Origin of the sequence: Kribbella jiaozuonensis (genome assembly GCF_005233875.1) — a bacterium.
Taxonomy (GTDB): domain Bacteria; phylum Actinomycetota; class Actinomycetes; order Propionibacteriales; family Kribbellaceae; genus Kribbella; species Kribbella jiaozuonensis.
The window spans coordinates 851,993-870,099 of the sequence record NZ_SZPZ01000003.1 but is presented as its reverse complement, the minus strand read 5'-3'; the positions used below and the strand labels follow the sequence as shown (position 1 = coordinate 870,099).

Here is an 18,107-nt window from a genome sequence, read left to right as displayed (position 1 = left end):
GAATGCCGCATCCGAGACTATTCACTCAGTACATACACGCAGTGTATAGTCACCGATATGGCCACCGCAGAGCTCGTATTAGGGCTACTGTCCGCCGGCCCGGCCCACGGGTACGACGTGAAGCGCGGCCATGACGCGTGGTTCCCCGACAGCCGACCGTTGGCCTTCGGCCAGGTGTACACGACGCTGGGTCGACTGGAGCGCGACGGCCTGGTCGAGGTGGTCGACAAGACATCCGGCGGAGGCCCCGACCGGACCGTCTACGCGCTCACCAGCAAGGGCCGCGACCACCTGGCCGACTGGCTCACCGACCCGGTCCCGCCGGCCTGGGGCAGCGCCGACGAGGTACTACGGAAGCTCGTGGCAGCCATCCGCACCGGCGGGGACGCGGCCGGCTTCCTTGCCCGTCAGCGCGCCAGTCACCTGCGCCGGATCCGCGAGCTGCGCGAGACGCCCGCCGACGACGACCCGACCTCACCACTGGTCCGCGAGTACATCGTGGCCCATCTCGACGCCGACCTGCGCTGGCTGGACAGCGCCTTGGACCGCATCTCAGAGCAAAGGGGGGCTCACAGATGAGTGGACAACCAGTGCTGGAGCTGGAGGGCGTCGAGTACTCGTACCGGCGGAACACTGCGCTCCGCGGCGTGAGTCTGAAGCTCAAACCAGGTGAGGTAGTCGCGGTCACCGGCGCCAGCGGCTGCGGCAAGTCCACATTGCTGCACTGTGCGGCTGGCATCCTCACGCCCGACGCGGGTGTGGTCCGGGTGGACGGTCAGGACCTGGCCACGCTGCCGGAGGAGCAGCGCGCGGCACTCCGGCGTACGAAGGTCGGCATCGTGCTGCAGTTCGGGCAGCTGGTGCCGGATCTGCCACTGATCGACAACGTGGCGCTGCCACTCCTCCTGGACGGCCACGAGCGCGGCGAGGCCCACGTGGCCGCACGGCACTGGCTGGACCAGGTGGGGATCGCCGACGACGCCGACGCGGTTCCGTCCGAGTTATCCGGCGGCCAGACGCAGCGTGCCGCGTTGGCGCGCGCGCTGGTCACCGGGCCGTCCGTCGTACTCGCTGACGAGCCGACCGGCAGCCTGGACAGCCGCGCCGGGCAGGAGCTGCTCGACGTACTGCTGCAGGCCGCCCGGTACCGCGGCGCCGCGCTGCTGATGGTGACGCACGACAACGTCGTCGCCTCCTCGGCGGACCGTGAGATCAGGTTGCGCGACGGCCTGATCCAGCACGAGGTGTCGCTCGGATGACACTCGAGACGCTGGTGCAGCTGTCCCGCTCGCGGACGCTGGCCGACCACAGCCGGGTCAAGCTGGCCACTGCGACCCTGGCACTCAGCGGCTCCCTACTACTTGGCGCGTTGCGCATCGCGCGCCTGGGCAAGGGCCCGCTGAGCGAAGACATCTACAGCAACTACGTCGCCGAGCCCGGCCTCCGCTCCGGACTGATCGCGATCCTCATCATCCTCGCCGTACTCACCGGAGGCCTCGCAGTCCAGGCCCTGCGCCTGGGTACGGCGGCACGCGAACGGCGACTGGACGCGCTCCGACTGGCAGGTGCGTCCCGCAAGCAGCTGCGCCAGCTGACCGTGACCGATGCAGCTATCGCGGGCCTGGTCGGCGGACTGCTCGCCGGACCGGCGTACCTGCTGCTCAGCCTGCTGTTCGGCGCACTCCCCCGGATGGCCCGGATCCTGCCTGGCGCGGAGGTGCTGGACGCAGCTCTGTGGATCCCCGTTGTGATCGCGATGACGGCAGCTGGTGCGGTGATCGGCAGTCTGTTGCACCGGGACGGTCCTGTGCCATCCACGCCGGAGACCGCGGCGCAGCGTCGTACGGGCATCATCGCCGGGCCGGTGCTGATCGTGATCGGTCTGGCGACCTCGCGGTACTTGGGCTACATCGCGTCGACGATCGCGCTCGCAGGGATCGCACTGCTCTTCCTGAGCATGTCGGCGTTGTGGATCCGCGCCGTCGGGCTGCGGCTGCAGCGGTCGAGTGATCCGGCGTACATGCTGACCGGCCTCCGGCTGGTCACCGACTCGCGCCCGGCGTCTCGCATCTGCATGCTGCTGGGCTGTTGCGGCTTCCTCGTCGGCACCATGGCCAACGCGATCGCCGGAGTCCACGCCGTGAACGACCGGGGTGGCAATGCCGCGTTCTACACCACTGGTTTCGGGCTGACGATCGCCGGACTCGCCCTGGTCGCGCTGACCGCGATGGCTGCCCTGATCGTCGGTGTCGCGGACCAGCTGGTCGACCATCGTCGCCAGTTCGCCAGCCTGACCGCACTGGGCGTGGACCTGGCGTTCCTGCGCCGGGTGATCCGCCGCCAGTTGACTGCGGTCGCCGCACCCGCGCTTGCGACCGGTCTGCTGCTCGGCACCCTGATCGGCCTCGGTCGCGTGGTCGGCGGCGCGGTCGATCCATTCGAGCCAGGCACGCTGCTGATCGCGGCGGCCCTGACGGCCGGCGGCTGGCTGCTCGGCCATCTCGGCGGCACGGCCGCCGGTTACCTCCTTCGCAACCAACTCCGGGACGCACTGGATCCCGAGAATCTGAGGGCCGCATGAGCACGACCCCTTTAGCGGTCCGGCCTGCGCTGCTGTTGGGCCTGCCGAACCGCATCACCCTGGTCCGGACTTTGATCGCGATGACGGTCGCCACCTTCGCGTTCCGTACCGGCGACCTGGCCTGGCTGGTGCTCGGGTACTTCTCGTACTGGTTCGGCGACAGTCTCGACGGCTGGGTGGCCCGCAAGCGGAACGAGGAGTCGCTGTCCGGCGCGGTGTTCGACATCGTCTGCGACCGGGCCTGCTCGTTCCTGCTCGCGGCCGCGTTCATGGCGACGTACCCGGAGACGATCGGCCCGCTGGCGATCTACTTGGCGCAGTTCGGCGTACTCGACACGATGCTGACGTTCTCGTTCCTGCTCTGGCCGTGGATGCTCAGCCCGAACTACTTCTACAAGGTCGACCGGCCGATCTTCCTCTGGAACTGGTCCAAGCCCGCCAAGGCACTGAACACCGGCGCCGTGGTGGTCTCGCTGGTCGTGGCCGGCCACACCGGCGCGCAGTGGCTGCCGTACGTCGTCGCGATCGCGGCGCTCGCGGTCAAGGTGGTGTCGTCGTACCGCCTGATCATGATCCTCTGCGGCCGCTGGCTCGCCGCCCCGGGAAACCCGCGATGAGGGGGTGGACCCTGGTCTACCCCCGAAGGTGGGCCTGAGATGCGTGGGAATGGCCGCAATGGCGCATAGCCTCGGAGTCATGTGGGTGTGGCAACTGGTACTCGCGGTGGGCTTCGGCATCGGGTCCGCCGTCGTACCGGTGATGAATGCCGAGGCGTACGTCCTCGCCGTCGGTGCCACCCATGCCCTGAACCCGGTCGTCGCCGCGGCCGGGATCTCCGTCGGCCAGACCATCGGCAAGGTCGCCATGTTCCTGGCCGTCCGGTACCGCCCCGGCTACGCGGCCCGCAAGACCAAGGAACCCAAGCCGGTCAACCTGGACACCCGCCGGGGCCGCTTCATCCAGTGGAACCGCGACGTCACCAAACGCCTCCTGGACGCGATGAGCGACAGCCGCTGGGGCATCCCGGTGACGCTGCTGAGCGCCTTCGTCGGCGTCCCACCGCTGTACGGCGTGGCGCTGATCGGCGGCGCCTCGCGGATGCGGACCGTGGTCTTCACCCTGTCGGTGCTGGCCGGCCGCGGCGCCCGCTTCATCCTGCTCGCCCTGGGTGTCAGCGCCTTCTAAGCGTCGAACTTACGGCCGGTCAGCTGCTCGTAGGCGTTGATGTACGCCGCCCTGGTCCGCTCGATCACCTCGTCGGACAGCGGCGGCGGCGCCTCCCCCGACGTACGGTCCCAGCCGGACTCGAACTGCAGCCAGTCGCGGACGATCTGCTTGTCGTACGACGGCTGCTGCTTGCCCGGGGACCACTGGTCGGCCGGCCAGAAGCGGCTCGAGTCCGGGGTGAGCACCTCGTCGGCGAGCACCAGCGTCCCGTCCGCGCGGGCGCCGAACTCGAACTTCGTGTCCGCCAGGATGATCCCGCGATCCTCGGCCATCGACCGCGCCCACGCGTAGATCTCCAGGGTGGTGTCCCGCAGCGTCGACGCGGTGTCCGCGCCGACGGTTGCCACCACCGCGTCGTACGAGACGTTCTCGTCGTGTTCGCCGAGCTCGGCCTTGGTCGCCGGGGTGAAGATCGGGTCGTCCAGCCGGGAGCCCTCGACCAGTCCGTCCGGCAGCGGGATGCCGCAGACGGCGCCGGTGGCGTTGTAGTCGAGCAGGCCGGTGCCGCTGAGGTATCCGCGCGCCACGCACTCGACCGGGTAGATCGCCAGCTTCTCGCACACCACCGCGCGGCCCGCGACCTCGGCCGGCACATCGGTGGAGATGATGTGGTTCGGCACGTCCAGCTGCTCGAACCACCACAGGCTCATCGCGGTGAGCACCTTCCCCTTGTCGGGGATCAGCGACTCCAGGATCCAGTCGAACGCGCTCATCCGGTCGCTCGCCACCATCAGCAGATCGCCGGACTCCAGCTCGTACAGGTCCCGGACCTTGCCGGAGTGGATGTGCTTCGCGCCGGGGATCTCCGGCGCCTGCGGCGTAGTGATCACGCCGCGAGCCTACTTGCGGGCACGCAGCGCCATCACCTTGCCCCCTAGGGCGAACAGCCCGTCGCGGAGCCCGCACACCACCGGATTCTCGACCTGCGCGAGCCGGCCGAGACCCCGCGACCGCTTGACCAGCTTGGTCGTCGCGGGTCGCCGTTCGGCGTCGTACGCCGTCAACGCCTGACTGAGCTCGCTCGCCTGCAGGTGCCGCGCCAGCGCACCGGCGTCCTCGATCGCGGAGCACGCGCCGCGGCCGAGGTTCGGCGTCATCGCGTGGGCTGCGTCGCCGAGCAGGACGATCCGGCCCTGGACGAACGGGACCAACGGCAGCGTCAGGTCGTAGATGTCGTTCTGCAGCACCTTCTCGCTGCCGGCGATCAGCCTCGGGATCGGATCGTGCCAGCTCTTGAACACGGTCGGCTCGCTCGCCGCGTCGGCCGGCTGGTTCGCCGTCCCGTACCAGTAGTACCGCCCGTCGATCAGCCGCGCGAACCCGAACAGTTGCCCACGGCCCCAGGTCTCCCCACCGCCGTCGTCCAGCTCCACATCCGCGATCCCGCGGTACGCCGAGAACCCGGAGTACCGCGGGCCCTTGTACTGCGGGTACAACGCTCCCCGCACCACGCTCCGGATCCCGTCCGCGGCGACCACGAGATCGGCGTGAAGCTCACCGTTGACCGTGACGCCGTCCGCGTCCTGGGTGACGGTCCGTACTTCGTATCCGGTCCGAACTGTGACGGCCGGACCGAACTCGGCCGTGATCAGGTCGTGCAACTGCGCCCGGTGGATCATCACCGGCAGCTCGACGCCGAGCTCGGCCGCACTGACGACCCAGCGGCCGTCGGGCCTGCGCATGCCGGCCGGCTTCGACTGCACCGACGCCTTCTCGACGCCCTTCACCCCGAGCTCCTCGAGCACGGCGACCGCCGACGGCCAGACCGAGATGCCGGCCCCCACCTCGCCCAGCTCGGGAGCACGCTCCAGCACTGTGACCTGCCAGCCGCACCGTTGCAGCGCGACAGCAGCCGTAACCCCTCCGATACCCGCTCCGACCACGATCGCCGTACTCATGAACTGGACTCTACATCTGTAGAGTTTGGTTGGGAAGTGCGAGACTGACCGGCGTGACGAAGCAGGTTCCGCGAGGTGCGGATCGCCAGGACGCCATCGCCGACGCCGCGATCCATCTGGTCGCGACGCGCGGTTTGCGCGGGCTGACCCACCGCGCGGTCGACACCGAGGCCGGCCTGCCGCCGGGATCGACGTCGTACTACTTGCGCACCCGGAACGCTCTGCTCACCGCATGCGTGAGCCGGATGCTCACCCGGGACGTGAGCGCGATGCCACCGGCCGGCGCGGATCCGGTCGAACTGTTGGTCGGGATGACGGCAGGGATGGCGCGCGATCGCCCGGACGATCTGGTCGCGCGGTACGAGCTGTCGTTGGAGGCGAGTCGTCAGCCCGAACTGCGGGCGGCGATCACCGAGGGCGGGCTGCAACTGCGCGCGATGCTCGCGCAGTTGCTCGACGGGCTCGGCATACCCGAGCCGGAGGCGGCGGCGTGGCCGGTGGCCGCGATGATGGACGGGTTGATGTACGACCGCGTCGCGGGCGCGGGCGCAACGCTCTCACCAGAAGCGTTCGAGGCCGCCGTACGGCGTTCTGTCGTGGCGCTGATCGCAGGGCTCACAGGCGATCGGTGATCGTGACGAAGGTGAAGTAGCAGACGCCGACCAGCATGCCGACGTGGCCGAGGACGGACAGGCCCGCGCCGGAACCCCACGCATCACTCTGCGTGTCCTCGGAATGCTTGCCTCCACTCGGCAACCAACGGGCCAGAAGCAACAGTCCGATGACGGTCAGCAACCACCACCCGGCCAGCATCACGAACGCGATCTCCCGCCGACCGGTGACCAGGGCAACGACCCAGCCGAGCAGCGTGATCACACCCACGACGGTGTGCAACCGCAGCAGGGCAGCAGAAAACCCGTGCCGGCCGGCGCCGTGAGCGGTGCCGTCCACCACCGTTCCACCGAGCCGGACGCGCGTGATCAGGACGACGACCGCGCCGAGCGCGGTCAGGAACCAGGTGACGTTCGACCATTCCACGCCCCCATCCCTACCCCACCCCGTGGGCCGGTGAACCATTCCGCGTGTCGTCTTACAGCTTGACGATCGTCCAGAAACAACGCCCGGCGGGCCGAGTGTCCGCTCATGACCCGCCGGGCTGCCTACTTCAAGTCAGGTTCACCCGTTCTGCGTCGTCCCCTGCCCCTGCTGGGTTCCCTGCCCTGGAAGCGTTCCCTGACCCTGCTGGGTTCCCTGGCCCTGACCGGTGGTCCCCTGCCCTTGACCCTGGCCGGGGACTGTGCCTTGCCCGGTTCCCTGACCGTTGCCCTGTCCCTGGAATCCGCGGCCGACGCCACCACCCGGCCCACCGAACTGGTTCTGCTGGGTGCTCGTCCCGTCCCACGAGTGCCCGACAGCCATCCCACCAAGGAAAGCCAGCACCGCAAGCACAGACCCGGCCCCGGCGAGCACCACGTTGCTGGGCCGCTTCATACTTGGAGCTGCCTCCGCTGCAGGTGCAGGCGCGGTCGGCGGCTGCGGTGCGGTCGGCGGCTGTGGTGCGGTGCCGGCCTGGGCCGCTCGGGCGGCTTGCCACTGGGCTTCTTGGGGTTGCGTCATCTTCATGCTCCTGTTCCGGTGGAGAGGTCGTACACGGTGGTGCTGCCGACGGTCTGCGCAGTGAAGTTCTCCGAGACCCAGGTCGAGATCTCGTTCGAGGTCCCGCCACGGCCGCCGAAGCCGCCACCCATTCCGCCACCACCGATGAAGTAGTGGATCTTGCCCTGGGCAACCAGTTGCTTGAACTCGGCCAGCGACGGCGCCGGGTCGGTCCCGTTGAACCCGCCGATCGCCATGATCGGCTCGCCGGACGCAATCTGCAGCGGCGCGGCACCGTTCGCGGTCACCGAGGCGGCGGCCCAGGTGTACCCCTTCGCGCCCTGCTGCAGCAGCGTCACCAGCTCACTCGAGACTCCACTGGTCCCGCCACCCCCGAGGAACCCACCACCAGGCATTCCACCCCCGGTAGTAGTCCCAGGCTGCCCCGTCGTACCAGTCCCGGTCTGTCCGGGCGGAGTACCCATCCGCCCGCCCGCAAAGCCACCACGTCCGCCGCCCATACCGCCCATCCCGCCGGGACCAGCAGTCGGAATCGCTCCCGCATGCGCCGTACTGATGGTGTCCAACGAGTACGCCGTAGGCCCCGCCAGCGCGCTGAACGCCAACACCGCCGCAGCCGCGATCCCGGCGCGTCGAGCCGCCGTCCGATGCAACTTGAGCTCCGGCAGCAGCAGCACCAACCCGGCCGCTAGCACACCGGTGATCAGCACCACCCACCGCAGCCACGGGTGCCAGGTCGGAGTCCCGTTCAGCAACGCGAAGCTCCAGCCGGCCGTCAGCAACGCCCCACCCGCAAGAGTTGCCCGCGGCAACCACTCGGCCCGGCGGCGCCACAGGATCGACATCGCGGCACCGATCACCGCACCGAAGGCCGGCGCCAGCGCGATCATGTAGTACGGGTGGATGATGCCCTGCATGTAGCTGAACACCGGCCCGGTGACCACGAGCCATCCGCCCCACAGCAACGCGAAAGCGCGGGTCTTGTTCGTCCTCGGCGCCTTGCCCGCAGCGACGATCAGTACGACGGTCGCGAGCAGCGCAGCCGGCATCAGCCAGGAGATCTGCGACCCGAACTCACCACCGAACAGCCGCTGCAGACCCGTCGCGCCACCCCAGCCGGGGTTGCCGATACCGCCGCCGACAGAACCGGTCTCATTACCGCTCAACCGGCCAAGCCCGTTGTACCCGAGCGTCAGCTCGAGAATGCTGTTGTCCGATGACCCGCCGATGTACGGCCGCGCCGAAGCGGGCAGCAGTTCGACGATCGCGACCCACCACCCGGCACTCACGATCAGCGAGACCGTCGCCAGCACGAGGTGGATCAGCCGCTTCCCGAGCGCCGGCTTCCCGGCCACCAGGTACGCCAGCCCGAACGCCGGCAGGATCAGGAACGCCTGCAGCATCTTCGTCAGGAACCCGAACCCGACCAGCGCACCGGCCAGGATCATCCACCGGGCCGAGTGCTTCACCGAGTCGATCGCCCGCGTCACGGCCCACGCACCCGCGCAGAGCAGCAGGATCAGCAGCGCATCCGGGTTGTTGAACCGGAACATCAGCACCGCGACCGGCGTGACCGCGAGGATCGCGCCGGCCAGCAGCCCGGCGTTCGCGGAGAACCACCGCCGCACCGACACGTACACGAACCCGACGCTCGCGACCCCCATCAGCGCCTGCGGCACCAGCATGCTCCAGCTGTTGAAGCCGAAGATCCGCGCGGACAACCCCATCACCCACAGCGACCCGGGGGTCTTGTCCACGGTGATGAAGCTCGACGAGTCGAACGACCCGAAGAACCAGGCCTTCCAGCTCGTCGACCCGGCCTGCACGGCGGCCGCGTAGTACTCGTTGGCATAGCCGTTCTTGGACAGTCCCCACAGGTACGCGATCGCGGTCAGCACCAGCAGCCCGCCGTACAGGACCTTGTCCCGGCCCAGCGTGTACTGCGTACTGATCGCCCGCGGCCGCGTCGCCTCGACGGGGTCGGTCAGGGTTGTCATCAATTGCTCCGGGTCTGGTCGAGAACCGCAGGGGGTTCGAAGGCGGGCAAGGTAGGCGCGTCGTCGTCGAACACCCACGTCTGGAAGAGGCTGAACCGGACCACGGTGGCGGCCAGGTTCGCGATGGTCAGCACGGTGATCTCCACCGCTTGGTGCGGAGCGGCGATTGCCGTGTGCAACAGCCAGAGCGACGCCGCGGTCAAGCTCCACCCGATGCCGAAGGCAACCAGGCCGCGCAGCTGATGCCGCCAACGGCCTTCCACGCCGCGTACGCCGAAGGTGATCCGGCGGTTGAGCGTGGTGTTGCCGACCGCCGTGATCAGCAGCGACAGCAGGTTCGCCGCCTGGGCCGGCATGCCCTGGCGCAGCACGAGATAGAGCAGCGCGTACGCCGCGGTACTCAGCACGCCGACCGCGCAGAAGCGCAGTACCCGGGCCGCCATCGCCGTACGAGGATCGAGGATCCGCGGGCGGCCGTACTTCTGCCGGACCGGCTCGAGGTCGACGCGGCTGCGCATCAGTCGAGCGATCCCCCGCAGATCCTCGCCGACCGTCTTCGCGATCGCGACCCGGGAGTCGAGGTCGTCGACCCAGTCCACCGGTACTTCGTGGATCCGCAGCCCGGCCTTCTCGGCCAGCACCAGCAGCTCGGTGTCGAAGAACCAGCTGGTGTCCTCGACCAGCGGCAGCAGCTCGTGCGCGACGTCGGCACGGATCGCCTTGAACCCGCACTGGGCGTCCGAGAAATGCGCACTCAATGTTGCCCGCAGCAACAGATTGTACGAGCGCGAGATGAACTCACGCTTCGGCCGCCGGACCACCCGCGAGCTCTTCGCCAACCGGGTGCCGATGGCAACATCACTGTGCCCGGCCAGCAGCGGCGCCACCAGCGGGAGCATGGCGTTCAGGTTGGTGGACAGGTCGACGTCCATGTACGCGAGCACCTCGGCGGTACTCGCGGACCAGACCTGCTTCAGCGCGCGGCCGCGGCCGGACTGCTCGAGCCGGACGATCCGGACCCCGGGCAGCTCGCTCGCGAGCAGCATGCCGATCTCATATGTCGCGTCCGTACTTCCGTTGTCCGCGATGCAGACCTCGGCCGGGAACGGGAAAGCGGTGTCGAGGAACTCCCGCAACCGTCTGATATTCGGTCCGAGGTCGTTTTCCTCGTTCTTGACGGGCACGACGATCTCGACCCGAGGATGACCTGGAATCTGCATGTCACCGATGCTGTCCGGCGAACCTGTGGCAGCCCCTGCGTGTGGCTGGCAGTTTCCTGGCAGTTACCGAGTGCGACGCAACCAGAGCAGTCCGAGTACCGGCAGCACCACCGGCACGAACCCGTAGCCCTGCCCGAAGTGCGACCACACGGTCGCATCCGGGAAGTCGTCCGGGGCGGCGTAGCTGAACGCACCGATCGCGAGTACGCCGATCAGCTCGATCGCGATCGCTGTCGTGGCGACCTTGCGGGACACGTTCGTTGCCTTGGCCAACGCGAACGTCGCCGCGCAGTAGATGATCGCGGCAACGGCCGACAACACGTAGGCGATCGGGGCGTCGCTGAACTTCGTCGCGATCTGTACGCCGGCGCGGGCGGTCGCGGCCAGCGCGAACACGCCGTACACCGCGATCAGGATCCGGCCCGGGCCGTGCTTGGTCGCTGCGGGATCGGTCATGTCAGGCCGTCCACACGTCGTACAGCCGGAGCTCGAGGATCGGGATCACGACGCAGGCGATGGCCAGCGCGCCGGCGCCCCAGCGGCTGCTCTCGGCCAGCGCCCAGAACGCCCCGATCGGCAGGATGATCAGCGAGCCGATCAGGTAGCCGATGAAGAACGGCCCGGACACGTCCCGGTCGGTCCCGCTCAGCTGCACGATGCCGACCACCAGTTGCGCCACCAGCGCGACCTCGATCACCCCGAGCATGCCGAGCAATGTCCAATTGATCCGCTTGTCGCGCGCCGCGAGGACGACGGCGAACACCGCCGCGGCGAGCGACAGCGCAACCAGGAACCAGGTGAGCGGTGCGAACACGGGTTAGAGGATGTCACCCGGGGTGTAGGCGGCGGCCTCCGGGTAGCGCTTCGCCAGGTCGTCGATCTTCGCGACGACCGCTCCGACCTGGGCGACGGCCGCGCCGGTGAACGTCAGCGGCTCGCCGACGATGCCGACGATCTGCTCCTCGGTGAGGCCGAGCCGGCCGTCGGCGCCGAGGCGGTGGAACAGGTCGTTGCCGGCCAGACCCTTGCGCAGGTCGAGGGCGGTCGCGACCGCGTGCTCCTTGATCACCTCGTGCGCGGTCTCCCGGCCGACGCCGTTCTTCACCGCGGCCATCAGCACCTTGGTCGTGGTCAGGAACGGCAGGTACCGCTCGAGCTCACGCGACACGACGGCCGGGTACACCCCGAACTCGTCCAGGACGGTCAGGAACGTCTCGAACAGCCCGTCCAGCGCGAAGAACGCGTCCGGCAGCGCGACCCGCCGTACGACGGAGCAGAAGACGTCGCCCTCGTTCCACTGGTTGCCGGCCAGCTCGCCCGCCATCGACGCGTATCCGCGGAGGATGACGGCGAGGCCGTTGACCCGCTCGCACGACCGGGTGTTCATCTTGTGCGGCATCGCCGAGGAGCCGACCTGGCCCTCCTTAAAGCCTTCGGTGACCAGCTCGTGCCCGGCCATCAGCCGGATCGTCGTCGCCAGGCTGGACGGCCCGGCGGCCAGCTGCACCAGCGCGGAGACGACCTCGTAGTCGAGCGACCGTGGGTACACCTGGCCGACGCTGGTCAGCGTGTGGCTGAAGCCCAGGTGCTGCGCGATCGTGGTCTCCAGCGTGGCCAGCTTGATCTCGTCGCCGCCGAACAGGTCGAGCATGTCCTGCGACGTACCGACCGGGCCCTTGATGCCGCGCAGTGGATACCGCTCGATCAGCTCCTCGATCCGCGCGATCGCGACCAGCAGCTCGTCCGCGGCCGAGGCGAACCGCTTGCCCAGTGTGGTCGCCTGCGCGGCGACGTTGTGGGAGCGGCCGGTCATCACCAGCGCCGCGTGCTCGGCCGCCTTCTGACCGAGCTGTACGGCGGTGGCCACCGCGCGGTCGCGGACCAGCTCGAGGCCGGCGCGGATCTGGAGCTGCTCCACGTTCTCGGTCAGGTCACGACTCGTCATCCCCTTGTGGATGTGTTCGTGCCCGGCGAGCGCGCTGAACTCCTCGATCCGCGCCTTCACGTCGTGCCGCGTGACCCGCTCCCGGGCCGCGATCGATGCCAGGTCGACCTGGTCGATCACCCGCTCGTAGTCCTCGACGACCCCGTCCGGAACCTCGACCCCGAGCTCCTTCTGGGCCCTCAGCACCGCGACCCAGAGCTTCCGCTCGAGCACGATCTTGTGCTCCGGTGACCACAGCTCCGCCATCGACAGACTGGCGTAGCGCGCGGCGAGAACGTTGGGGATCAGGGGCTTGGTCACGAGCCCCATTCTCCCAGACGGCTACTACTTGACGGTCACCAGACCACAGAGCTTGGCGCCGGACAGGGTGCACACCTGGTACGAACCGGCGGCGAGCCCCTTCGGCAGGGCCAGCGTGTACGGCCCGGCGCCGGTGTACTGCGGGATCGCGATCCCGGACTCACCCGGGTTCACCTTCATCGAGTACGGCGTGGACGCGTCGCCGGGCACCTTGGCCACCAGCGTGTAGAGCGGCACGTCCGGCTTGGCCGCCGACGCGAGCGTGAAGGTCACGTGCCGGACCTGCTTGTCCGGGAACGACGCGACGACCTGGCCACCGGCGACCAGTGCCTTCGCCGAGGTCAGCGTGAGCGGACCGGCCTTCTCGACGGGCGCCGGGTTCGGCTGGACGGACACCTCGGGCGGCGCGATCATGTTCGTCGGGACCGGGCTGTCGGCTACCGGCGCGTCGTGCGCCGGCCGGAGCGTGGGGACGACCGCGACGGCGCCGACCACGACGGCCGCACCGAGCACGGTCAGGCCGGCGGTCAGGCGGCGCTTGCGGGAACGGGCCGCGGTCAGGACGGAGTCGAAGTCACCGGCGGAATCGGCAGCCTTGCGGTCCGCCAGGGCCTGCAGGTCCTCTTGCAGATCAGGCATGGTCGTCACTCCTCAACAGCAATGAATCGGACAGGGCGTCCCGGGCGCGGGACAGGCGCGATTTGACCGTGCCTTCCGCGATCCCGAGCGTGTCCGCCACCTGAGCCACGCTCAGGTCACAGACGTAATGGAGGACGACGACCTGCCGGGTCGGCATCGGCAGGCCGGCGAGAGCCTGCTCGAGATCACCGGCGTACCTGTCGGCGGGGTCCGGGACGTGTTCCGCCGGCAGCCGGTGGAACAGCTGCGTGAACCGGTTCCCGTCACGGTGCCGGTTCGCGGCAAGCCGGACGGCGACCAGGCGCACCCAGGCCTCCGGAGAGTCGTACCGCGAGACCTTCTGCCACCGGGGCACCAGCCGGACGAACGCCTCCTGGACGATGTCTTCCGCCTCGGCCCGCGACCCGGTGAGCAACGAGATCACCCCGACCAGCCGTGGCTGGTGCGCGCGGTAGAACTCCCGCAGCCCCTCCGTCTCCATAACCACCTACACCCCCGACCCATCGATCCGGTTCCCTCGAGCGTATGACTTTCTCACAGGCCGGGGGTGGAGAGGAGTCGTCAGAGCGTGATCTCGCCGCGTTCGGCCTTGAGGGCGATGTCGGTGCGGTGCTGGGAGCCCTTGATGCGGATCTGGCCGACGGCGGCGTACGCGCGTTGGCGGGCCTCGGCGAGGTCCTTGCCGACCGCACTGACCGCCAGTACGCGGCCGCCGGACGTGACGAGCTCCTCGCCGTCGAGCGCCGTACCGGCGTGGAAGACGCGGACGTCGTCGCTCTCGGCCTGCTCGACGCCGGCGATCGGGTCGCCCTTGCGCGGGCTGGACGGGTACTTCTTCGCGGCGACGACCACCGCGACCGATGCGGCATCGCGCCAGCTCAGGTCGCCCTGGTCGGCCAGCTTGCCGGTGGCGGCTGCGAGCAGGAGACCGCCGAGCGGGGTCTTCAGCATCGGCAGCAGCGCCTGCGTCTCCGGGTCGCCGAAGCGGCAGTTGAACTCGATCACGCGGACACCACGTGAGGTCAGCGCGAGACCGGCGTACAGCAGACCGCTGAACGGCGTACCGCGGTGGCGGAGCTCGTCGATGGTCGGCTGCAGGACCTTCTCGGTGATCTCGGCAACCAGGTCATCCGGTGCCCAGGGCAACGGTGTGTACGCGCCCATGCCGCCGGTGTTGGGGCCTTCGTCGTTGTCAGCGAGGCGCTTGAAGTCCTGCGCCGGCTGCATCGGCAGCACCGTGGTGCCGTCGGTGATCGCGAACAGCGAGACCTCGGGGCCGTCCAGGAACTCCTCGATCAGCACCTGCCCACACTGCGCCGCGTGCGCGAGCGCCTCCTCGCGGTCCGAGGTGACCACAACCCCCTTGCCCGCGGCGAGCCCGTCGTCCTTCACGACGTACGGCGGACCGAACGCGTCGATCGCGGTCGCAGCCTCCTCCGGCGTCGTGCACACGTACGCACGCCCGGTCGGCACGCTCGCGGCAGCCATCACGTCCTTCGCGAACGCCTTCGAGCCCTCGATCTGTGCGGCTTCCCCGGACGGACCGAACACCGCGAACCCGGCCTCCCGCAGCGGGTCGGCCAGCCCGGCGACGAGCGGCGCCTCCGGTCCGACCACGACCAGGTCCGCCTCGATCTCCTGTGCCAGCGCGAGGACAGCGTCGTGGTCCTCGATCTCCACCGACCGGCAAACGATCGTTTGCCCGTCGTGCGCGGGCCGCAGCGCCGCGATCCCCGGATTCCCCGGAGCCGCCACCACCTGCTCGACCTCGGGGTCCTGCGTCAACGCCCAGGCCAGTGCATGCTCACGCCCACCGGACCCGATCACCAAAACCTTCACGGGCGATCAGCCTAGCGTGTACTCCGGACTGGTCCGACCCGCGCAGCGTCAGTAGTGCCAGTAGTAGCGGCCGTCGGCGTTCCAGGTGAGGGGGACGGTGGTGTGGTTGGTGAAGGCCATGCCCAGGCGGCGGGCCAGTTCGACTGTGCGGGTCAGTTGAAGGGCGTACGGGTGCTGGTTGTCGTCCCACCACTGTTCGTACTGGGTGATGCAGGTCTGGGACTTGTAGTAAGGGTTGCTGCAGGGGTGGGGCGGAAGCCACTTCTGTAGGTGGCGGAAGTTGACTGTGGTGGAGCCGTTGGGGGGCTTGATGGTGCCGGTGGCGTCGAGGCAGTAGCCGGTGGTGGGGATGGTCCATCGGACATAGTGCTGGCGGCCGCCCGCCGACGGGATCGGCTTCAGGTTGTTGCAGTTGGCGTCGCCCAGCTTCTCGCTGGTGACGCGTTGGATCTGGGTCAGTGGGCGGCCGGCGCCGTCGTTGTAGCCGTCCAGGAGGACCCAGTCGCCGTCGTGGATGAAGTGCTCGGCGGACTTCGGCGGCCAACTCTTGGGATCGCCCCAGGAGATGTCGGACTCGGTGGCGCTGAGCGGCGTCCAGGCCCATTGGCCGGCGGCCGTCCCGCCGGCGTAGTACTGCCCGGCCGACTTCTCGAACATCAACGAGTACTGCGCATAGTTCTCGGCCGGCGCTGCCACGGCGACAGCCGACGTCAGGACCGCCGCCAGGCCGGCCAACACAGCGAGCCGAGTGATCACAGAGTGCGACAATAGTGCACCTTGAGTTCCTGTTCCGTGCAGCCGGAGCGGTCTAGGCTCTCGATCACGAGTCCGACCCCGCAGAGGAGCTGTGATGCCAGAGCCTGTGACCCAGACGCTCGACGTGCCCGGAGCCACGCTGACGTACGACGTTCGCGGCGACCTGGCGAACCGCCCGGTGCTGCTGATGATCGGCTCGCCGATGGGCGCCAGCGGATTCCCGACCCTGGCCTCGCAGTTCGCCGACCGCACTGTCGTCACGTATGACCCGCGCGGCGTCGAGCGGAGCGTCCGCACCGGTGAGATCACCGAGCTGTCCCCGGACGATCACGCCGCCGATCTCGCCGCGATCATCGAGCACCTCGACGCCGGCCCGGTCGACATCTTCGCCAGCAGCGGCGGCGCGGTGAACGCACTGGCCCTGACCGCGAAGCGCCCTGACCTGATCAACACTCTGGTCGCCCACGAGCCGCCGCTGGCCGCGATCCTCCCCGACAGTGAGAACGCCCTGGCCGTGGTCGCCGACATGTACGCGACGTACCAGCGCGACGGCATGGGCGCCGGCATGGCGAAGTTCATCGCCTTCGTCGGGTACGACGGCGAGGTCCCCGCCGACTACACGCAGCAGCCGGCGCCGGATCCGGCCATGTTCGGCCTACCGACCGAGGACGACGGCTCCCGCAACGACGCGCTGCTCGGGCAGAACCTTCGCGGCTGTACGTCGTACCAGCCGGACTTCGACGCGCTGGCCAAGGCGAAGGAGCGGATCGTCATCGGTGTCGGCGAGGAGTCGGGCAATCAGATGGCGGCCCGCGGCGGCAAGGCTGCGGCGGAGCGGCTCGGGCTCGAGCCGGTCACGTTTCCCAGCGGGCACGGTGGCTTCCTCGGCAACGAGTACGGCCAGCCGGGCAAGCCGGAGGAGTTCGCCACCACCCTGCGCCAGATTCTCGACTGACGATCTGGTTAGCTGGAAGGTATGACTGAGAAGCCAGAGATCGACTTTCCGGAGGGTCCGCCCCCGGCGGATCTCGAGATCACCGACATCACCGTTGGCGACGGCGACGAGGCGAAGGCCGGTTCGCGGGTCAATGTGCACTACGTGGGCGTGGCCCACTCCACCGGCGAGGAGTTCGACGCGTCGTACAACCGCGGTGCCCCGCTGGCGTTCCAGCTCGGCGTCGGCCAGGTCATCCAGGGCTGGGACACCGGCGTCCAGGGCATGAAGGTCGGCGGCCGGCGCAAGCTGGTCATCCCGCCGCACCTGGGGTACGGCGACCGTGGCGCCGGCAACGCGATCAAGCCGGGCGAGACCCTGATCTTCGTCGTGGACCTCGTCAGCGTCAGCTGAACCGAGCGCTGTCCGGAACCCCCGCATCTCCGTCACAATGACGGAGATCGCGGGGGTTCTTCGCGTAGTTGTACTCATCCGCCTCGCCCAGCGGCCCGATTGACTGGGAGGCATGACGACGATGGCTGTGACCACGGTCCGCGCGACGCGGGCGAACTGGCTGCGGTACGCCGCCCTGGCCGCGAAGGTGCTGCTGTTCGCATTGTTGCTCTCGGCCCTGATCTGGCCGGATCTCAGCGGGATCAAGGGCAAGGCGTCGACCGCCCGCCTGGTCGTGTACCCGATCGGCGCGATGGTGCTCCCGCTGTGGTGGTGGGCCTACGGGCGCACGCGCAGCAAACTCCACCGCACGTTCCCGTGGCAGGCGGACCTGTTGATGACGCTGCCGTGGTTGATCGACCTGATCGGCAACCGGCTCAACCTGTTCGACACGGTCAACTGGTGGGACGACGCGATGCACTTCATCCTGTGGGGCTTCCTCACCGCCGGCGTGCTGCTCGCGTTCGCACCGCGCGGCCTGTCCCGAGGTCTCACCGCCTTCGTGGCCCTCGGTTTCGGCGCCACGGCTGCGGTTGTGTGGGAGCTGGGCGAGTACGTCGCCTTCGTCCGCAACTCCCCCGAACTACAGACGGCTTACACCGACACCCTCGGCGACCTGGCCCTCGGCACGCTGGGCGCACTTCTCGCCGGACTGATCGTCTATCAGCTGCGTCAATCACCCTCTACTTCCAACGTATAGC

22 protein-coding genes are annotated in these 18,107 nt (G+C 68.9%); 9 read left to right on the top strand and 13 right to left on the bottom strand.

The features are described from left to right. Positions 1–57: 57 nt before the first annotated feature. The 5 genes from FDA38_RS23950 (at position 58) to FDA38_RS23930 (ending at position 3,766) form a co-directional block, all read left to right on the top strand. Positions 58–579, top strand: a complete 522-nt coding sequence (locus FDA38_RS23950; protein ID WP_137256309.1) for a PadR family transcriptional regulator — start codon at positions 58–60, stop codon at positions 577–579. Beyond that, complete coding sequence (locus FDA38_RS23945) at positions 576–1,259, top strand: ABC transporter ATP-binding protein (RefSeq protein WP_137256308.1); 684 nt, start codon at positions 576–578, stop codon at positions 1,257–1,259. Before FDA38_RS23950 ends, FDA38_RS23945 begins: the two co-directional genes overlap by 4 nt. Beyond that, on the top strand, positions 1,256–2,581 hold the full coding sequence (locus FDA38_RS23940; RefSeq protein WP_137256307.1) for an FtsX-like permease family protein: 1,326 nt from the start codon (positions 1,256–1,258) through the stop codon (positions 2,579–2,581). Before FDA38_RS23945 ends, FDA38_RS23940 begins: the two co-directional genes overlap by 4 nt. Beyond that, positions 2,578–3,198: a CDP-alcohol phosphatidyltransferase family protein gene (locus FDA38_RS23935; RefSeq protein ID WP_137256306.1), complete on the top strand. Its 621-nt coding sequence runs from the start codon at positions 2,578–2,580 to the stop codon at positions 3,196–3,198. The genes FDA38_RS23940 and FDA38_RS23935 overlap by 4 nt, the downstream gene beginning before the upstream one ends. A 79-nt stretch (positions 3,199–3,277) precedes the next feature. Next, positions 3,278–3,766, top strand: coding sequence for a hypothetical protein (locus tag FDA38_RS23930; protein ID WP_137256305.1), 489 nt, complete (start codon positions 3,278–3,280; stop codon positions 3,764–3,766). Here FDA38_RS23930 and FDA38_RS23925 read toward each other — a convergent pair. Together FDA38_RS23925 and FDA38_RS23920 are read right to left on the bottom strand one after the other, a co-directional pair. Next, on the bottom strand, positions 3,763–4,638 hold the full coding sequence (locus FDA38_RS23925; protein ID WP_137256304.1) for a phosphoribosylaminoimidazolesuccinocarboxamide synthase: 876 nt from the start codon (positions 4,636–4,638) through the stop codon (positions 3,763–3,765). The two genes, FDA38_RS23930 and FDA38_RS23925, sit on opposite strands and share 4 nt — an antisense overlap. Positions 4,639–4,647: 9 nt before the next feature. After that, positions 4,648–5,706 (bottom strand): FAD-dependent monooxygenase, encoded by a 1,059-nt coding sequence (locus tag FDA38_RS23920; RefSeq protein ID WP_137256303.1) that lies wholly within the window; start codon positions 5,704–5,706, stop codon positions 4,648–4,650. 53 nt (positions 5,707–5,759) lie between these two features. Between FDA38_RS23920 and FDA38_RS23915 the strand changes: the two genes are divergently transcribed. After that, positions 5,760–6,338: a TetR/AcrR family transcriptional regulator gene (locus FDA38_RS23915; protein ID WP_137256302.1), complete on the top strand. Its 579-nt coding sequence runs from the start codon at positions 5,760–5,762 to the stop codon at positions 6,336–6,338. On the opposite strand, the gene FDA38_RS23910 is transcribed toward FDA38_RS23915, so the two are convergent. From FDA38_RS23910 to FDA38_RS23860, 11 genes are all read right to left on the bottom strand, one after another. Further along, positions 6,322–6,744 carry a hypothetical protein gene (locus tag FDA38_RS23910; protein WP_137256301.1) on the bottom strand — a complete coding sequence of 141 codons (423 nt, stop codon included), beginning with the start codon at positions 6,742–6,744 and terminating at the stop codon, positions 6,322–6,324. The genes FDA38_RS23915 and FDA38_RS23910 overlap by 17 nt on opposite strands. 138 nt (positions 6,745–6,882) lie before the next feature. Further along, the gene (locus tag FDA38_RS23905) at positions 6,883–7,323 is read right to left on the bottom strand and encodes a hypothetical protein (RefSeq protein WP_137256300.1); all 441 of its coding nucleotides are present in this window, start codon (positions 7,321–7,323) and stop codon (positions 6,883–6,885) included. Between the two features lie 2 nt (positions 7,324–7,325). Beyond that, positions 7,326–9,320 (bottom strand): glycosyltransferase family 39 protein, encoded by a 1,995-nt coding sequence (locus tag FDA38_RS23900; protein ID WP_137256299.1) that lies wholly within the window; start codon positions 9,318–9,320, stop codon positions 7,326–7,328. After that, complete coding sequence (locus tag FDA38_RS23895; protein WP_137256298.1) at positions 9,320–10,540, bottom strand: bifunctional glycosyltransferase family 2/GtrA family protein; 1,221 nt, start codon at positions 10,538–10,540, stop codon at positions 9,320–9,322. The genes FDA38_RS23900 and FDA38_RS23895 overlap by 1 nt, the downstream gene beginning before the upstream one ends. 63 nt (positions 10,541–10,603) lie before the next feature. Then, entirely contained in the window at positions 10,604–10,996 is a 393-nt protein-coding gene (locus FDA38_RS23890) for a hypothetical protein (protein WP_137256297.1), read from the bottom strand. 1 nt (position 10,997) lies between these two features. Then, the gene (locus FDA38_RS23885) at positions 10,998–11,354 is read right to left on the bottom strand and encodes a hypothetical protein (protein ID WP_137256296.1); all 357 of its coding nucleotides are present in this window, start codon (positions 11,352–11,354) and stop codon (positions 10,998–11,000) included. A gap of 3 nt (positions 11,355–11,357) precedes the next feature. Continuing rightward, entirely contained in the window at positions 11,358–12,794 is a 1,437-nt protein-coding gene (gene purB / locus FDA38_RS23880; protein ID WP_137256295.1) for an adenylosuccinate lyase, read from the bottom strand. Between the two features lie 15 nt (positions 12,795–12,809). Next, positions 12,810–13,424 (bottom strand): hypothetical protein, encoded by a 615-nt coding sequence (locus FDA38_RS23875; protein WP_137256294.1) that lies wholly within the window; start codon positions 13,422–13,424, stop codon positions 12,810–12,812. After that, the gene (locus tag FDA38_RS23870) at positions 13,417–13,905 is read right to left on the bottom strand and encodes a SigE family RNA polymerase sigma factor (RefSeq protein WP_130442519.1); all 489 of its coding nucleotides are present in this window, start codon (positions 13,903–13,905) and stop codon (positions 13,417–13,419) included. Before FDA38_RS23870 ends, FDA38_RS23875 begins: the two co-directional genes overlap by 8 nt. An 80-nt stretch (positions 13,906–13,985) precedes the next feature. Beyond that, entirely contained in the window at positions 13,986–15,263 is a 1,278-nt protein-coding gene (gene purD, locus FDA38_RS23865; protein ID WP_137256293.1) for a phosphoribosylamine--glycine ligase, read from the bottom strand. Positions 15,264–15,311: 48 nt separating this feature from the next. Continuing rightward, positions 15,312–16,019 (bottom strand): hypothetical protein, encoded by a 708-nt coding sequence (locus FDA38_RS23860; protein WP_137256292.1) that lies wholly within the window; start codon positions 16,017–16,019, stop codon positions 15,312–15,314. Positions 16,020–16,113: 94 nt separating this feature from the next. Here FDA38_RS23860 and FDA38_RS23855 point away from each other — a divergent pair, with 94 nt between their 5' ends. The 3 genes from FDA38_RS23855 to FDA38_RS23845 all read left to right on the top strand — a co-directional run bounded on the left by FDA38_RS23855 (position 16,114) and on the right by FDA38_RS23845 (position 18,106). Continuing rightward, the gene (locus FDA38_RS23855; protein WP_137256291.1) at positions 16,114–16,974 is read left to right on the top strand and encodes an alpha/beta fold hydrolase; all 861 of its coding nucleotides are present in this window, start codon (positions 16,114–16,116) and stop codon (positions 16,972–16,974) included. Between the two features lie 21 nt (positions 16,975–16,995). Further along, complete coding sequence (locus FDA38_RS23850) at positions 16,996–17,367, top strand: FKBP-type peptidyl-prolyl cis-trans isomerase (protein WP_137256290.1); 372 nt, start codon at positions 16,996–16,998, stop codon at positions 17,365–17,367. A gap of 112 nt (positions 17,368–17,479) precedes the next feature. After that, the gene (locus tag FDA38_RS23845; RefSeq protein ID WP_137256289.1) at positions 17,480–18,106 is read left to right on the top strand and encodes a hypothetical protein; all 627 of its coding nucleotides are present in this window, start codon (positions 17,480–17,482) and stop codon (positions 18,104–18,106) included. Position 18,107: the final 1 nt, after the last annotated feature.

Coding starts and splice junctions, on each gene's coding strand:
- FDA38_RS23900 (WP_137256299.1), bottom strand. CDS start 9,320: ATGACAACCCTGACCGACCCCGTCGAGGCGACGCGGCCGCGGGCGATC.
- FDA38_RS23945 (WP_137256308.1), top strand. CDS start 576: ATGAGTGGACAACCAGTGCTGGAGCTGGAGGGCGTCGAGTACTCGTAC.
- FDA38_RS23920 (WP_137256303.1), bottom strand. CDS start 5,706: ATGAGTACGGCGATCGTGGTCGGAGCGGGTATCGGAGGGGTTACGGCT.
- FDA38_RS23890 (WP_137256297.1), bottom strand. CDS start 10,996: ATGACCGATCCCGCAGCGACCAAGCACGGCCCGGGCCGGATCCTGATC.
- FDA38_RS23930 (WP_137256305.1), top strand. CDS start 3,278: ATGTGGGTGTGGCAACTGGTACTCGCGGTGGGCTTCGGCATCGGGTCC.
- FDA38_RS23905 (WP_137256300.1), bottom strand. CDS start 7,323: ATGACGCAACCCCAAGAAGCCCAGTGGCAAGCCGCCCGAGCGGCCCAG.
- FDA38_RS23855 (WP_137256291.1), top strand. CDS start 16,114: ATGCCAGAGCCTGTGACCCAGACGCTCGACGTGCCCGGAGCCACGCTG.
- FDA38_RS23875 (WP_137256294.1), bottom strand. CDS start 13,424: ATGCCTGATCTGCAAGAGGACCTGCAGGCCCTGGCGGACCGCAAGGCT.
- FDA38_RS23950 (WP_137256309.1), top strand. CDS start 58: ATGGCCACCGCAGAGCTCGTATTAGGGCTACTGTCCGCCGGCCCGGCC.
- FDA38_RS23895 (WP_137256298.1), bottom strand. CDS start 10,540: ATGCAGATTCCAGGTCATCCTCGGGTCGAGATCGTCGTGCCCGTCAAG.
- FDA38_RS23870 (WP_130442519.1), bottom strand. CDS start 13,905: ATGGAGACGGAGGGGCTGCGGGAGTTCTACCGCGCGCACCAGCCACGG.
- FDA38_RS23845 (WP_137256289.1), top strand. CDS start 17,480: ATGACGACGATGGCTGTGACCACGGTCCGCGCGACGCGGGCGAACTGG.
- purB (WP_137256295.1), bottom strand. CDS start 12,794: ATGGGGCTCGTGACCAAGCCCCTGATCCCCAACGTTCTCGCCGCGCGC.
- FDA38_RS23850 (WP_137256290.1), top strand. CDS start 16,996: ATGACTGAGAAGCCAGAGATCGACTTTCCGGAGGGTCCGCCCCCGGCG.
- FDA38_RS23935 (WP_137256306.1), top strand. CDS start 2,578: ATGAGCACGACCCCTTTAGCGGTCCGGCCTGCGCTGCTGTTGGGCCTG.
- FDA38_RS23940 (WP_137256307.1), top strand. CDS start 1,256: ATGACACTCGAGACGCTGGTGCAGCTGTCCCGCTCGCGGACGCTGGCC.